Below are 14,311 nucleotides of genomic sequence, written 5' to 3'. Positions count from 1 at the left end.
GACAATACGTCATGGGAGAACGCGAAAACCTCGACTGCGCTGTGGTGTATGCAAGGTTCTCGACGAAAAAGCAGGACCCCCGCTCGATTGATGACCAGTTCCGGAGGTGCGAGGAATACGCTGGCGCCGAGGGGCTGAAGGTCGTCTCCCACTTCAAAGACGAGGGCATCAGCGGGTCCCGACAGGACCGCCCTGGACTCGAACTGTTGCTGTCGTCCCTTCGGAAGCGCCCCCTCCCGTTCTGTCACGTTCTCGTCGACGACTCGTCCCGACTCTCCCGCGACGACATCGACGCCAAAACCATCGTCTTCCGGACCCTGCGAGGGGCTGGCGTGGTGGTCCACGATGTCTCCAGCCGAACGCGCTCGGATGACGACAACGCCGAGTTGCTCTGGGGCGTCAAGGGCCTCATCGACGCGCAGTACGTCCGCGACCTCCGCAAGAAGACGCATCGCGGGCTCGAAGGCCGGGCCTTGGCAGGGAAGCACACCGGCGGCCGGTGCTTCGGATACATCAGCATCGAAGAGGAAGCCCCCGCCGACCCCGAGCACGCTTGCTCCATTCTTCGCGTGGACGATGAGCAGGCAAAGCTCGTCCGGCGCATCTTCCAGATGTACGCCGATGGAGCCGCCCTCGGGACAATCGTCGAGACCCTGAACCGGGAGGGCATCCCGGCTCCATATGATGGCAAGGGATACTCGAAGCCGACCGGAGGCGGATGGTCGAAGAATCAGGTCTCGTCGATGCTACGGAACGAGCGGTACATCGGCGTCATCATCTGGAACAGGCGAGAGTTCTACCGCGACCCCGTAACGCGGAAACGTCGCGCCCGCTTGCGCGACGAGTCCGAGTGGAAGCGGCTGACGAATCCGGAACTACGTATCGTCTCCGACGACCTCTGGGACCGCGTCCAGACGCGACGAGGCATCCGTTCGAGCCCGAAAGGCGGACGCCCGCCGGGCACCGGTCGTCACGTCTCCATCCTCTCCGGGCTGCTGAGGTGCAGCGAGTGCGGCGGGCCGATGAGCATCGTCGGCGGAACAGTCCGCGGCGACAAGCGGCTCGTGAACTACGGCTGCTCAACGAACCATGCCAAGGGCACTACGGTGTGCTCGAACTCGAAGCGCATCTCCGAGCGAAAGGCGCGCCACTCCATCGTTCAGTTCGCCATCGAGTTCCTTCAGTCGGACGACTTCAGGACCTGGGTCGAGGCCGGACGCCGTCGCGCACAGGAGGCGCAGTCCGCCGCCGTTCGCGCGAACGACCACGTTGCGGCGCTGGAGGCGGAGGTGAAGGCGCAGGAACGCAAGGTCGACCGGCTCCTCGATGCCCTCCTGGGAGACCTGAAGGGCTCCGAGGGCGTCAACAAGCGCTTGAAGGCCGAGGAGGCGAAGCTGGTCGAAATGCGGGGGAAGCTCACTGCCCTGGCCCGCACCGGCAGGCCCAGGCAACCGCCAGTCATCAGCATCGACGCCCTCGTCGCGGACCTGCGGTCCCTCGGGACCCTCACCGAAAAGGACCCGACGGCTGCCCGGGACGCGCTACACCGAGTCGTCGAGAGCGTCACCCTGAAGCCCGTGGGCGACGAGTACGAGGCCACGCTGGCCTTCAGAAACACCACGGCCGCCATCGCTGGCGGCCGTGTAGGAGCTAAGGGAAGTTGCGGGGGCAGGATTTGAACCTGCGACCTTCGGGTTATGAGCCCGACGAGCTACCTGGCTGCTCCACCCCGCGTCAGTTGGGAAGGTCGAAACGAGGCGCGTTTCTACTGGCGAACCGGGGTGGGGTCAAGAGTTTTCGAGCGGCGTGCTCGCGGCGCTGCGCCCGCGGCTGCGGCGGAGAGAGCGGGCGCCCGCAGCGGGCGCTCTCTCGTCGAGCCCTGCGGGCGGCGCGATGATCTCGCTAGGCCTTCCCTTCGCGGCGGCGAAACGCGTCGAGGCTCCAGGGTCCGCCGCCGGCCGCGGAGAGGTACAGGAACAGGAACGCATACAGGGCTGCGGGCGCGCCCTGGTTGAGCACCGGCCAGAAGCCCTGCGGGGCGTGCGCGTAGAAGTACGCGACCGCCATCTCACCGGAGAGCAGGAACGCGACGGGCCGGGTGTAGAGCCCGACGAGCAGCAGGAGGCCGCCGAACGTCTCCAGCACGCCGGCGATGCCCGCCAGCGACGCGACCGGCGCCGTTCCCCCCTCCGGCATGATGGCGCCCGGGAACGCGAACAGCTTGGCCGTCCCCACCTGAATGAAGAGAAAGGCGGTGACGATCCTGAGGACGCTGAGCAACTGCGGCGTCCAGGATCGCCAGCGCGTGTCCGGACCGGGAACGTTCAAGGGGTCCTCCGCGGCTCACCGAGGTTCACCCTCGCGACGAACGCGAGGCCTGAAGATCGACACGGGCCGCCGGCGCCTCTCGATGAGCCGCATCGAGAGGATCACGCCCGGGCGGCGAAAGGTGGAGCCTCCGGTCCGCGGCGCCGTGCGCGCGAGGCGACGGCGCCGCGAACGACGGAGCTCACGCGCCGGGGCGCCGCCTCACTTCCAGCCCGGGAACGGGTAGACCGGCTTCGCCTTCGCGATCTGCGGCGGGTAGACCGTGACGGCCTTGCCGCCCTGGTACTGGATGACCGGCATCTTGTGCTGGTTCTGGTTCGTGAAGCCCTCGTACGTCTGGAACTTCACGTCGCCCATGATGCTCGACCAGGTGCCCGTCGCGAGGGCGTCGCGGATCTTCTTCCGGTCGGGTCCGACCTTCGCGACGGTCTCCGCCATGATGGTCATCGCTGCGTACGCGGTCGCCGCGTGGTAGGTCGGCCGCTTCTTGAACCGCGCCTCGTAGCGCTTCGCGAAGTCGGCGGCCCCCGGCCAGCCGGTGTCCGGCGTCCACTGCGTCACGGAGAACACGTTCGTCGAGATGTCCTTCTCGCTCTCGAACTGCGCGGTGTCGAACCCGGCGCCGCCGCCGAGGAACGCCTGGGGCTTCAGGCCCACCTCGCGCGACTGGCGCATGAGCAGGATGGCGTCGGCCACGTACGAGACCATGAAGACGAGGTCCGGGTTCTGCGCCCTGATCTTCGTGAGCGTGGAGCGGTAGTCGGGCGCGCCCTTCTGGTAGGCCTCGTCCGCCACGACCTTGAGCCCCTTCTTCTGCGCCAGGTCCTTGCCGAGCGTGCTCACGGACGTGCCGAAGTCGGTCGACTCGTAGATGAAGGCGATCGTCTTGGGCTTCCCGGCCGCGAGGACCGCGTCGAGGAGCGTCTCCGCGTACTCGTGCGCGGGGGCGCAGAGCCGGAACACCCAGTCGTACCCCTGCCGCGTGATGTCCTCCTTGGACGCCACCGGGATGAGGAGCGGAACCTTGTACTGCTGCGCGAGCTTCGCCATCGCGTTCGCGGGCGCCGACGAGTACGGGCCGACGATGGCGGGCACCTCGTCGCCGGACACGAGCTGCTCGGTCGCGCTCATCGCGACCTGAGGCTTCCCCGTGTCGTCCTGGCGGATGGCCTTCACGTCGATGCCCTTCGCCTTGAGGTCGGAGATCGCGAGGTCGGCGCCGTTCGTGAGCGCCTCGCCGATGGGTGCCTCAGGCCCGGTCACGGAGTTCACGAACCCGAGCGTCACCGAGTTCGCGGCCGCCGCGGGCGCGGCGGCGGTGAGCGCTGCGAGGAGCGGAACGACACGCTTCGTCATCACGAGGAACCTCCAGAGAGAGAGACCGACCAGGAGTCATGCGACGGACCGTGCGCGCGCGCCGCCCCACTCGCGAGGAGGGCCCCGCGCGGGATCTGCGTGGAGGCTGCCGGCCACCCACGGTTCGCTCCCGCCTCCTCGCTGCCCGCTCGGGCACGAGAGCGCCCGGGGGCGATGCATGCGGGGCCGCCGGGCCTTAGGACTCATGCGGTGGCCTCCCTGGACCTCGACACACCGCTCGTCCGCGCCCTCCTGCAAAACGCCCCCGTGGGGATCGCCATCCTCGACCGGGACGGGCGACACCGCGCGGTGAACGCGGAGTGGTGCCGTCAGACTCGCCGCTCGCCCTCGGAGGTCGTCGGGAAGACGGCCAGCGAGGTGTGGGGTACGCCCGAGAGCGTGGCTGCCGAGCGGGAGCAGCTGGAGCGCCTTCGCTCGGGCCGACCGGTCGAGTGGCAGGACTACACGCACCGGGAGGGCGAGGAGACCGTTCATTACCGCTGGGGCTTCACGCCGGTGATCGCGGACGACGGCAAGGTCGTCGGAGGGGTCGCGTTCACGCTGAAGGTCACGGACCAGGTGAACGTCGAGCGCGCGCTCGAGGCGCTCCAGCGCGCCGAGCAGGACCGCGACCTCTTCCTCGCCGCGCTGGGCCACGACCTGCGCGGCCCCCTCGGCGTCATCCGGACCGGCGCCGATCTCCTCCTCCGCTCGTCCGCGGCGCTGCAGCCCGACGTCCAGCGGATCGCCGCTCGGACCGTGCGGAGCGTGAGCCGGATGACACGCCTCATCTCGCAGCTCCTCGACTTCGCGCGGAGCCGGTCGGGGACGATGGCGCTCCACCCGAGCTCGTTCGACCTCCGCGAGGTGTGCGAGGAGGTCGCCACCGACGCCGCGGTCTCCGACACGCCGGCGACGCTCGAGCTCGCGCTCGGTCCGGCGTGCACGGGCTTCTGGGATCGCGACCGGCTCGAGCAGCTCGTCCACAACCTCGTGGCGAACGCGATCGAGCACGGCGCGCCCCCGGCGCGCGTGACGCTCCGCTCGGACGGCGGCGACGCCGTCCTGGTGGTGGCGAACGCGAACCGCGGTCCGCCGATCGCGCCCGAGACGCTCCCGCGCCTGTTCGAGCCGTTCCACCAGCCCGACCGCGAGCACCGCTCCGGCCTCGGGCTCGGCCTGTACATCGCGCGGTCGATCGCCGAGGCGCACCGCGGCGCGCTCACCGCGGAGTCCGACGCGCAGGGGACCCGCTTCACGCTCCGGCTGCCGCGATCGTGAGCGCGGTTGCGCGGCGCCCGGGTCGGGTGCGCCGCGCCGCGCTCGGACCATCGAGCGGCTCCGGGCGATCCGACGAACGTCAGCTCCTGCGAGCGGCGCTCGCCTCCTGCTCGGCCGCGGCGCGGAGCGGCTCGACCGCGTAGCGGCGCATCTGCGCGCGCATGACGGGCCGCAGGAACGGGGAGAGGAGGCGGTAGGCGCCCTTCATCCGCACCGCTCCGTGGAGCGTGTAGCGCATCCCGCCTGGCTCGGGGATGAACTCGCTCACGAAGGTCGCGTCGTAGCGGCGCTTGGACTCCTCGAGCGCGAGGCAGGTGGGGGAGACCTGGCGGAGCCGGTTCGGCACCTTGCCCTCGCGCCGGTGCTGAACCTCCACGACTAGCTCCCCGCCCTCGGCGCGCACCACGCGCGCCGCCACGATGGTCGCCGGGAAGATCGTCGGCCAGCGGGCGGGGTCCGCGTACAGCGCGAGCACCTGCTCGGCTGCAGCGTCGATGTGCGTCGAGATCGTGACCCGCACCGGCGAGCCCGAGCGCCCGGACCCGAGCTCGGGGTCGCCCTCGGCGGGCCGCTCGGAGCGCGCGCCGTTCGCGCGCGGGAACATCCGTCTCGGCATCGTCACGCCTCCCGCGCGCTCGGCGGCGCGCCCTCGGAGCGAGCCCGGCTGCGCGAGGGAGCCACGCTCGCGCCGCTCGAGACGTAACGGCGGGAGCGCGGGAAGCGAACGTCAGTCCCCGCTCGGCACGCACCGCGTCGAGTCGAGCGTCACCGCCTGCCCGGTGCCCTCGTGCACGAGCAGGCACGCGTCGCCGCGCATCACGAGGCGAAACCGTTCGGGCATCCCGAGCTCGCGTCCGGAGACCGGCAGGCCGCAGGGATCGCGCAACGGCGCTCGCTCGACGCTGAGGGCGCTCGACCGCGTGAGCGCGTCGTCCGCGAGCGTGACCGGCGCACCGTGGAGGGCGGCGCTCACGGCCGCGGCGAGCGCGGCGCGGCTCGCGGGGGTCGGCTCGACGATCACGGCCGGCACCTCGTGGGGCTCGGAGCGCACCGTCCGGCAGCCGGCCGCGAGGAGCGCGGGCGCGAGCACGAGGAGAGTCGTCAGGGCGCGCATCGCGCTCACCTCGTCACGATCCGGTTCTGGCGCCAGGGCGACTTGACCACCTCGCCCTCGCCCGCGAGCGCTTCCTGCGACACGAGCGCCCGCGCCGCGGCCGTCGTCGCAGCCGCCGTCAGCGGGCAGCTCCCGGTCGCGCGGTACGCGAGCGCCGCCGCGAGGCGACCCTCGCGGGCGTCGCCGAGCGCGTGGTCGAAGTCGTCCGACACCGCGCAGCCGGGCACGCCTGCGCCGCCGCTCCCGCCCGGCACGAAGCCGTCGCCGTAGCTCCCGAAGCCCTGGTCGTTCACGCCCTGGACCTGGATGGCGAAGTAGGTCGTGCCGCAGTTGTCCTGCGGCGAGAAGCTGTACGGCTTGCCGCAGGTCGTGGCGCCGATCTGGATCACGCTCACGCCGATGCCGCGGAGGCCGTTGATGATGGACTCGCTCGCCGAGCACGTCCCCGAGCCGGTGAGGACGAAGACGCGGTCGAGCCCGAGGAAGGGCAGGGCGGCGCCAGGCGCGCTCGAGAAGCCCTGCGTCGCGTCGAGGAACGGCATGGGGGGGAACGGCAGCCCCGTGGCCGGATCCCGCGTGGCGATCTTGTCGTTGAACACGAGGCGCTCGAACGCCTTTCCGGACGTCGCGGTGGGACCCGCGATCATGTAGGCGAGCTCGCTCGCGATGGCGAGATAGCCGCCGCCGTTGTACCGGAGGTCGAGCACGAGATCGGCCACCCCCGCGCCCCGGAGCTGCTCGATCGCCGCGACGAGCTGCGACTCGGCGGTCGCGAAGTGGTCGTTGAAGAGGACGTACCCGACGGTGCCGCCGCTGGTCGGGATCGTGAGGGTGGTGGGGACGGGCGCGCTCTCGACGTTCGCCGAGGTGATCCACACCGTGCGCGTGCCGAGCGCGTCGGCGAACGTCAGGCTGTGGGTCTCGCCCGCCGCCGCCGGGAACAGGCCGGCGTTCAGCGTGGCGACGTCGCTGCCGTTGACGAGATCCACGCCGTCCACATCGAGGACCTCGGCGCCGCGCGCGATGCCGGCCAGCGCGGCGGGCGAGCCCGGCTCCACGTACGCGGCCACGATCCGGCGCGGCGGGGCGGGCGCCAGGACCACCCACTGCACGCCGTAACCCGCCTCCACGCCGGACTGGGAGAGCGCCACCCAGGCGTCGGTCGGATAGGTGAAGTGGAACCGGTCCTTCGGGCGCCCCGACTCGGTCAACGCGGGCGTCTTCAGCACGTCGAAGTAGCTCACGGCCGTCGCGTAGTGCGCGGGATCCGCGTCCGGGACCTCGCGGTACCAGAGGTAGAGCTCGTCGATCCAGGAGCGGAGCCAGGCCTTCTCGTCGGCGAGCGTCCCCTGCCGGTCGGCGTACGGCGCGCCGGTGGAGGGGTCGATTCCGGCTCGCGGCGCGGCACATCGCGCCGCGAACTCCGTGGAGGGCGGAAGCGAGGCGCCATCGCCGGACGAGTGGCACGCCGCGGTCGCCGCGAGGATCGCAATCGCGATCGGCAGGAGAGCAGGGAGGCGCGGCGCGCGGGCCAGGGAGCTGGGCATGGGAGGTCTCCTCCGGAGGTGCTCGAGCGGCGGAATGCTTGCACGGAGCGTGCGGAGCCCGCAAGCGAGGTGACCCCACCGGATTCCACGTACCGTGGGTCCTGCCCGCCCTCTGCTGCGCTCGTGACGGGGGCGCGCAACTCCTCACGCGCCACGCGCCGTCGGCCATCTCTTCGCGGGTGTACCATCCCACCGGAACGGGTCGGCGGACGGCCCGGCGACGAGGGGGCAACGTGAAGATCGTTCTCTTCGGGGCGACCGGGATGGTAGGGCAGGGTGCGCTCCGGGAGTGCCTGCGCGATCCCGACGTCGAGCGCGTCCTCGCGATCGGGCGCAGCCCGACCGGTCGGCGTGACGCGAAGCTCCGCGAGGTCGTCCGGGCGGATCCTTCGGATCTCTCCGGTCTCGAGGGCGAGCTCGCCGCCTGCGACGCCTGCTTCTTCTGTCTCGGCGTGTCGTCGGCGGGGATGTCGGAGCGCGACTACCGGCGCGTCACCAAGGAGCTCACCCTCGCGGTCGCGCGGACGCTCGTGGCGTGCAATCCCCGCATGACGTTCGTCTACGTTTCGGGGGCGGGGACGGACAGCACCGAGCGCGGGCGGTCGATGTGGGCGCGGGTGAAGGGGGAGACCGAGAACGCGCTGCTGCGGCTCCCGTTCGCGTCGGCGTACATGTTCCGGCCGGGCTTCATCCAGGCGCTGCACGGCATCACCTCGCGGACGAGGCTCTACCGTGCGCTCTACCCGCTGCTGTCGCCGCTCTTCCCGGTGATGAACGCGCTCTTCCCGGACCTCGTGACGACCACGGAGCGGCTCGGGCGGGCGATGCTCGCCGTCGCGAAGGGCGGGGCGAAGAGCCCGGTGCTCGAGACCCGCGACATCAACGCGCTCGCGCGCGGAGCGGCGTCTCCCTCGACGCGCTGAGCGGGGGCGTGGGCGCCGCGCCGCTCGTGGACCGGACGCTCCGACGGCGCGCGGTCCTCCCGGCGCCGGCATCGCCGCTCGCGCACCGTCGCCGCGCGCGATGGGCCCGGCTTCACGAGGCAGGCCCCGCGAAGCGTCGGCGTGATCGCGCCACCGCACATACAAGGCGCCGGAGAGGAGGACACCGCGATGGGAAACCCGTTCGTACACGTCGAGCTGAACACGACCGATCCCGAGAAGGCGAAGGCGTTCTACGGCAGGCTGTTCGACTGGAAGCTGGAAGACGTCCCGATGGGACACGGTGGGTCGTACACGATGATCAACGTGGGTGAGGGGACGGGCGGCGGGCTCATGAAGCACCCGATGCCCGGGGCGCCCTCGTCCTGGCTCGCCTACGTCCTCGTGGACGACGTCGCCGCGGCGACGAAGAAGGCTCAGTCGCTCGGCGCCACCATCCTGAAGGACGTCACCGAGGTGCCCGGCGCCGGCTGGTTCAGCCTGATCGTCGATCCGACCGGCGCCGCCCTGGGCCTGTGGAAGTCGAAGTAGAGGACCGATCCCAACTTCCCGGACCCGACTCCCGTCCTCGCCGCGCCCCGCCGCGGGCGCCCCTGGCGCGGGATTCGCCGGGAGCGCACATTCACTCTGGGGCGCCTCGCTTCGCGGGGCTGCAGGAGGCTCGGGCGAGGGGGCGCAGGCATGGCGAGGGGCACGGCGAGCGTCGGGCTTTGGGCAGTCGTTCTCCTCCTCGCCGCGTGCGGCGGCGGTCCCTCGACACGCGAGCCCACGCCTGAGCCGACTCCGTCCCCGGATCCGACCGCGCCCGGCCCGAGCGCAACGCCGGAGCCGCCGGCGTCGCAGCCGTCGCCGCCTCCCGCCGCGACGCCGCCGTCGTCTCCGGAGTCGCCCCCTCCGCCGGCGCCGGCCGCCGACGCGTGCGCGGGCCTCGTGCCCGCCGCGCTGGGCGAGGCCGTCGAGCACAGCCTGCCGCTCGACGGCTTCTACTTCTGCCGCGAGCCGATCACCGACGGGACGGGGGACTGGATCGGCGTCGGCACCGGCTACAAGCAGAGCGCGTACCGGTTCCTCGACGCCGCGACCGGCGCGGGAGACGACACCGTCGCCTTCCAGGTGTCGCTGCTCGCAGAGGGCTTCCCCATCGCGCCGCAGCCGCACGGCTATCACCTGAACCACGGCGGCGATTACCTGCCGGGCCTCTTCGAGCGTCGTGACGCGCGCGGAGCCCTCCTCGGCGGGGACGGGCCGCTCGGCCGCGTGCGCCAGCTCCACCCGGTCCCGGGAGGCGGGAGCGCGCTCCTCACGACCACGGAGGGCATGATCACGAACGACCGCCACCCGGACGGGAGCCCCATCCTGCGGCTCGAGTACGTGCGCGAGGACGGGTCGCGCGCCGGAGCGGCGGAGCTCGATCGCGCTCCCTATCAGCTCGGCGTCGCCCGCACCGGCGAGGCGCTCGTCGTCGCTCTCGACGGCGCGCGCTGGTTCGGGCGGGACGCCGCCCCGCTCACGGGCTGGTTCCCGCTCACGCCGCCGCTCGGAGCGACGAGCGTCGGCGACGACACCGCTTCGCTCGCGGACGGGACGGTGGCGCTGCGCGTGAGCGGGGTCTGGACGCACGTCTTCGCGCCGGGGAACGCGGCGGCGTCTCCTGCCCCGCAGTGGCTCGCGGATCGGCCGGGGACGCGGGTGTACGTGGTGCGGGGAGGGCGCGCGAACGCGGTGGTCGGGCCCCAGCTCGCGTGTCCCTCCACCGCCGAGATCGAGATCCTGACGCCGTCCGGCACGTCGTGCGGGAAGATCCAGCTGCCGCTCGAAGGCTGCGCCTGGGCGTTCGTCGGGGCGGACGGCACCGCGATGGCGATGAGCCACGAGGCGAACGTCTGCGCGTGGCGCTGGTGGCGCGGGCTCCTGAGGTAGCCGGACCGCCGCCCCCCTCTGTCACCGCGCCGCGCGCTCACACGCCGCCGCGCGCTCGAGCAGCAGCTTGCGCTCACAGGTGAACGGTTTTTTGCGGCGGCACGCCCCGACAGGCTTGCGGGCGTCGGGCCGCGCGTCTCCCGGTGGGCTCCTATATTCGGCCGCGATGCGGGTACACCTCGTCGACGGCACCTTCGAGCTCTTCCGGGCGCACTACTCGAAGCGGCCCGGCCACGTCGCGCCGGCGGGCTGGGACGCGAAGGCCACCGTCGGGCTCGCGAGCTCGCTCCTGGCCCTCCTGCACGACGAGGGCGAGGCGGTCACCCACGTCGCGGTCGCGTTCGACAATCCCATCCGCTCTTTCCGGAACGACCTCTGGCCGGGGTACAAGACCGACGACGGGGTGCCGCGGGAGCTGCTCGCGCAATTCGACGCCGCCGAGGCGGCGGTCCGTGCGCTGGGCGTGACCGTCTGGTCGATGCGCGAGTTCGAGGCCGACGACGCGCTGGCCACCGGCGCCGCCCGCTTCCGCGACGCGGCGGTCCAGGTGCGCATCCTCACGCCCGACAAGGACCTGGGGCAGTGCCTGTGGGGACGCCAGGTCGTGCAGGTCGACCGCATCCGCAAGCGCGAGATCGACGAGGAGGCGCTCCTCGCCCGTCGCGGCATCCGGCCCGAGAGCGTCCCCGACTACCTGGCGCTCGTGGGCGACGAGGCGGACGGGATCCCCGGGCTCGCCGGGTTCGGGGCGAGGACCGCCTCGGCGCTGCTCGCACGGTTCGTCCACCTCGAGGACATCCCCCTCGACCCGGGGCGCTGGCCCGCCGGTATCCGCGGCGCGGCGACGCTCGTGCGCGCGCTGGACGCGGGACGGGAGGCGGCCATCCTCTACCGGCGGCTCGCCACGCTCGTCCGCGACGTGCCGCTCGCAGAGTCGCTCGAGGACGTGCGCTGGCAGGGCATCCCGCGGGCGCGCTTCGAGGCGTGGTGCGACGAGCTCGGCGCTCGCTCGCTCGTCCCGGCGCTGGACGCGCGCCGCGCACGCTGGGACGGCGGCTGATCGCCGCCGCGCCGGGGCAGGGGGCGCCGCGGGCGTAACGGGACGCCACACCCGAGAGGGCGGATTATTCCGGGTCGGCGGCCCGTTCCCGATCGGCGGCCGGTGCGGGGTCGAGGAGCAGTCCTCGCCCCCGGCACCGGTGTGTCCATCGCGCAGAAGCTGCGCTCGCCGCGGCGCCCGGGCACCTCGGATCGGCTCCATCCGGCGGTCGTCGGGGAGATCGACGGCCTCGGCGGGCAGCGTCGGCGGCGCATCCCCTGCGCGCTGGCGCTCGCGGACGCGCGAAGTCCACATCCGCCGGCCGACGTGAAGACAGTCGCCTGACACATCGTGTAATTTCCACGGCTTCCAGGAACTGTCCGGCGCAGACGTGAAAGCAGCCCAGGGGCGGGTGCCGGAGCCTCAGCTCTCTGGGCCGAAGAATCGCCCCGGGCGAAGATCAGAAGCAGTCGAGTACGAACAGTGAAGGTTCCCCGCTCGTGAGATGCAGGGGCACCAAGGAAGAGGACATGACGACGAAGACCTCCACGATCATCTGGACGGATATTGACGAAGCGCCTGCGCTGGCCACGTACTCGCTGCTCCCCATCGTCCAGGCCTTCACCCAGGGTACCGGCGTCGCCGTCGAGACGCGGGACATCTCGCTCTCCGGCCGGATCATCGCGAACTTCCCGGAGAACCTGACCGAGAGCCAGCGCATCCCCGACTACCTGGCCCAGCTCGGCGAGCTCGCGCGGACGCCCGAGGCCAACATCATCAAGCTGCCGAACATCAGCGCCTCGATCCCCCAGCTCAAGGAGGCGATCAAGGAGCTGCAGGGGAAGGGCTACAAGCTCCCGGACTACCCCGAGAACCCCAAGGACGACGCCGAGAAGGCGATCCAGGCGCGCTACGCGAAGTGCCTCGGCAGCGCCGTGAACCCGGTGCTCCGTGAGGGCAACTCCGATCGCCGCTCGCCGCTGTCCGTGAAGGCGTTCTCGAAGAAGCACCCGCACAAGCTCGGCGCCTGGACGTCCGACTCGAAGGCCCACGTCGCGCACATGACGAGCGACGACTTCTACGGCCACGAGACCTCGATGACCGTCCAGCAGGCGATGGACTACCGGATCGAGTTCGTCTCCGCGGACGGCAAGGCCACCGTCCTCAAGAAGAAGGCGCCGCTCAAGGCGGGCGAGATCATCGACTCGACCGTCATGAGCATTCGCGCGCTGCGCAAGTTCTACGAGGAGCAGATCGAGGACGCGAAGAAGAACGACGTCCTCTTCTCGCTGCACCTCAAGGCCACCATGATGAAGGTCTCCGACCCCGTCATGTTCGGCCACGCCGTGACCGTCTTCTTCAAGGACGTGTTCGAGAAGCACGCGGCCGCGCTCAAGCAGGCGGGCGTCAACCCGAACCTCGGCCTCGGCGACCTCTACAAGAAGATCCAGGCGCTGCCGGCGGAGACGCGGGCGGAGATCGAGGCCGACATCAAGGCCGTCTACGCGAAGCGCCCGGCGCTCGCGATGGTCGACTCCGACAAGGGCATCACGAACCTCCACGCGCCGAACGACATCATCGTCGACGCGTCGATGCCGGTCGTGGTCCGTGAGTCCGGCAAGATGTGGGGCCCGGACGGCAAGCTCAAGGAGACGAAGGCCGTCATCCCGGATCGCTGCTACGCGACGATGTACCGGGAGATCATGGAGGACTGCCGGAAGAACGGGGCGTTCGACCCGGCGACCATGGGCAGCGTGCCGAACGTCGGCCTCATGGCGCAGCAGGCCGAGGAGTACGGCTCGCACGACAAGACCTTCATCGCCCAGGGCAACGGCACCGTCCGCGTCGTGAACGACGAGACGGGCGCGACGCTGCTCCAGCAGTCGGTCGAGGAGGGCGACATCTTCCGCATGTGCCAGGCGAAGGACGCCGCGATCCGTGACTGGGTGAAGCTCGCGGTCACCCGCGCCCGGGCCACCGGCGCGCCGGCGGTGTTCTGGCTCGACAAGGCTCGCGCGCACGACGCGCAGGTCATCGCGAAGGTCGAGAAGTACCTGAAGGACCACGACACGGTCGGCCTCGAGATCCGCATCCTCGAGCCCGTCGAGGCGATGCGCTTCTCGGTGAAGCGGATCCGCCAGGGCCAGGACACGATCTCGGTCACGGGCAACGCCCTCCGCGACTACCTCACGGACCTGTTCCCGATCCTCGAGATCGGCACCAGCGCGAAGATGCTCTCGATCGTCCCGCTCCTCGCCGGTGGCGGCCTGTTCGAGACCGGGGCGGGCGGCTCGGCGCCGAAGCACGTGCAGCAGTTCGTGAAGGAGGGCTACCTGCGCTGGGACTCGCTCGGCGAGTTCTCCGCGCTGGGCGCCTCGCTGGAGCACGTCGCGGCGACGTCGAAGAACGAGAAGGCCGCTGTCCTCGCCGAGGCGCTCGACAAGGCGATCGGCAAGTTCCTCGACAACAACAAGTCGCCGGCCCGCAAGGTGGGGCAGATCGACAACCGCGGCAGCCACTTCTACCTCGCCCTGTACTGGGCGGAGGCGCTCGCGGAGCAGACGAAGGACAAGGACCTCCAGGCGCGCTTCGCCAAGCTGGCGAAGCAGCTCGGGGAGAACGCCGCGAAGATCGACGCGGAGCTGATCGCGGCCCAGGGGAAGCCGGTGGACACGGGCGGCTACTACCGGCCGGATCCCAAGAAGACGGCTGCGGCGATGCGCCCCAGCCCGACGTTGAATGCAATCGTTGACGCTATGGCGTAGTAGCAGGGAATCGAACCAGA

Annotated in this window: 12 protein-coding genes and 1 tRNA gene; 7 read left to right on the top strand and 6 right to left on the bottom strand. The window is 71.1% G+C overall.

Going from position 1 to position 14,311, the window contains the following annotated elements; genetic code table 11:
- Positions 1-11 precede the first annotated feature (11 nt).
- Positions 12-1,679, top strand: coding sequence for a recombinase family protein (locus tag MLV88_RS01965; protein WP_243336665.1), 1,668 nt, complete (start codon positions 12-14; stop codon positions 1,677-1,679).
- Here MLV88_RS01965 and MLV88_RS01960 read toward each other — a convergent pair.
- The 3 genes from MLV88_RS01960 to MLV88_RS01950 all read right to left on the bottom strand — a co-directional run bounded on the left by MLV88_RS01960 (position 1,661) and on the right by MLV88_RS01950 (position 3,684).
- A tRNA-Met gene (locus tag MLV88_RS01960) sits at positions 1,661-1,734 on the bottom strand. The two genes, MLV88_RS01965 and MLV88_RS01960, sit on opposite strands and share 19 nt — an antisense overlap.
- Before the next feature lie 168 nt (positions 1,735-1,902).
- Positions 1,903-2,328 carry a DoxX family protein gene (locus MLV88_RS01955; RefSeq protein WP_242333823.1) on the bottom strand — a complete coding sequence of 142 codons (426 nt, stop codon included), beginning with the start codon at positions 2,326-2,328 and terminating at the stop codon, positions 1,903-1,905.
- Positions 2,329-2,529: 201 nt separating this feature from the next.
- Positions 2,530-3,684: an ABC transporter substrate-binding protein gene (locus tag MLV88_RS01950; RefSeq protein WP_242333820.1), complete on the bottom strand. Its 1,155-nt coding sequence runs from the start codon at positions 3,682-3,684 to the stop codon at positions 2,530-2,532.
- A gap of 210 nt (positions 3,685-3,894) precedes the next feature.
- On the opposite strand from MLV88_RS01950, the gene MLV88_RS01945 reads away from it, so the two are divergent.
- Positions 3,895-4,965 carry a PAS domain-containing sensor histidine kinase gene (locus tag MLV88_RS01945; RefSeq protein ID WP_242333817.1) on the top strand — a complete coding sequence of 357 codons (1,071 nt, stop codon included), beginning with the start codon at positions 3,895-3,897 and terminating at the stop codon, positions 4,963-4,965.
- 79 nt (positions 4,966-5,044) lie between these two features.
- Here the strand turns inward: MLV88_RS01945 and MLV88_RS01940 are convergent, their stop codons facing one another.
- The 3 genes from MLV88_RS01940 to MLV88_RS01930 form a co-directional block, all read right to left on the bottom strand.
- The gene (locus tag MLV88_RS01940) at positions 5,045-5,581 is read right to left on the bottom strand and encodes an SRPBCC family protein (protein WP_242353496.1); all 537 of its coding nucleotides are present in this window, start codon (positions 5,579-5,581) and stop codon (positions 5,045-5,047) included.
- A gap of 111 nt (positions 5,582-5,692) precedes the next feature.
- On the bottom strand, positions 5,693-6,079 hold the full coding sequence (locus MLV88_RS01935) for a hypothetical protein (RefSeq protein ID WP_242333811.1): 387 nt from the start codon (positions 6,077-6,079) through the stop codon (positions 5,693-5,695).
- Between the two features lie 5 nt (positions 6,080-6,084).
- Positions 6,085-7,626, bottom strand: a complete 1,542-nt coding sequence (locus tag MLV88_RS01930; RefSeq protein ID WP_242333808.1) for a S41 family peptidase — start codon at positions 7,624-7,626, stop codon at positions 6,085-6,087.
- 233 nt (positions 7,627-7,859) lie between these two features.
- Here MLV88_RS01930 and MLV88_RS01925 point away from each other — a divergent pair, with 233 nt between their 5' ends.
- From MLV88_RS01925 to MLV88_RS01905, 5 genes are all read left to right on the top strand, one after another.
- Positions 7,860-8,549 carry an NAD-dependent epimerase/dehydratase family protein gene (locus MLV88_RS01925; RefSeq protein ID WP_242333805.1) on the top strand — a complete coding sequence of 230 codons (690 nt, stop codon included), beginning with the start codon at positions 7,860-7,862 and terminating at the stop codon, positions 8,547-8,549.
- Positions 8,550-8,738: 189 nt separating this feature from the next.
- Complete coding sequence (locus tag MLV88_RS01920; RefSeq protein WP_242333802.1) at positions 8,739-9,098, top strand: VOC family protein; 360 nt, start codon at positions 8,739-8,741, stop codon at positions 9,096-9,098.
- A gap of 399 nt (positions 9,099-9,497) precedes the next feature.
- Entirely contained in the window at positions 9,498-10,487 is a 990-nt protein-coding gene (locus MLV88_RS01915) for a hypothetical protein (RefSeq protein WP_242333799.1), read from the top strand.
- Positions 10,488-10,653: 166 nt separating this feature from the next.
- Positions 10,654-11,547, top strand: coding sequence for a 5'-3' exonuclease (locus MLV88_RS01910; protein WP_242333796.1), 894 nt, complete (start codon positions 10,654-10,656; stop codon positions 11,545-11,547).
- A 509-nt stretch (positions 11,548-12,056) separates the two neighbouring features.
- Positions 12,057-14,291, top strand: a complete 2,235-nt coding sequence (locus MLV88_RS01905; protein ID WP_242333793.1) for an NADP-dependent isocitrate dehydrogenase — start codon at positions 12,057-12,059, stop codon at positions 14,289-14,291.
- Positions 14,292-14,311 lie beyond the last annotated feature (20 nt).

It is taken from the genome of Anaeromyxobacter soli, assembly GCF_022808855.1.
In the GTDB taxonomy this organism is placed as follows: domain Bacteria; phylum Myxococcota; class Myxococcia; order Myxococcales; family Anaeromyxobacteraceae; genus Anaeromyxobacter; species Anaeromyxobacter soli.
The sequence above is the reverse complement of the archived record's forward strand: the minus strand, read 5'-3'. Positions and strand labels throughout refer to the sequence as shown.

Coding starts and splice junctions, on each gene's coding strand:
- MLV88_RS01905 (WP_242333793.1), top strand. CDS start 12,057: ATGACGACGAAGACCTCCACGATCATCTGGACGGATATTGACGAAGCG.
- MLV88_RS01965 (WP_243336665.1), top strand. CDS start 12: ATGGGAGAACGCGAAAACCTCGACTGCGCTGTGGTGTATGCAAGGTTC.
- MLV88_RS01950 (WP_242333820.1), bottom strand. CDS start 3,684: ATGACGAAGCGTGTCGTTCCGCTCCTCGCAGCGCTCACCGCCGCCGCG.
- MLV88_RS01930 (WP_242333808.1), bottom strand. CDS start 7,626: ATGCCCAGCTCCCTGGCCCGCGCGCCGCGCCTCCCTGCTCTCCTGCCG.
- MLV88_RS01910 (WP_242333796.1), top strand. CDS start 10,654: ATGCGGGTACACCTCGTCGACGGCACCTTCGAGCTCTTCCGGGCGCAC.
- MLV88_RS01920 (WP_242333802.1), top strand. CDS start 8,739: ATGGGAAACCCGTTCGTACACGTCGAGCTGAACACGACCGATCCCGAG.
- MLV88_RS01935 (WP_242333811.1), bottom strand. CDS start 6,079: ATGCGCGCCCTGACGACTCTCCTCGTGCTCGCGCCCGCGCTCCTCGCG.
- MLV88_RS01940 (WP_242353496.1), bottom strand. CDS start 5,581: ATGCCGAGACGGATGTTCCCGCGCGCGAACGGCGCGCGCTCCGAGCGG.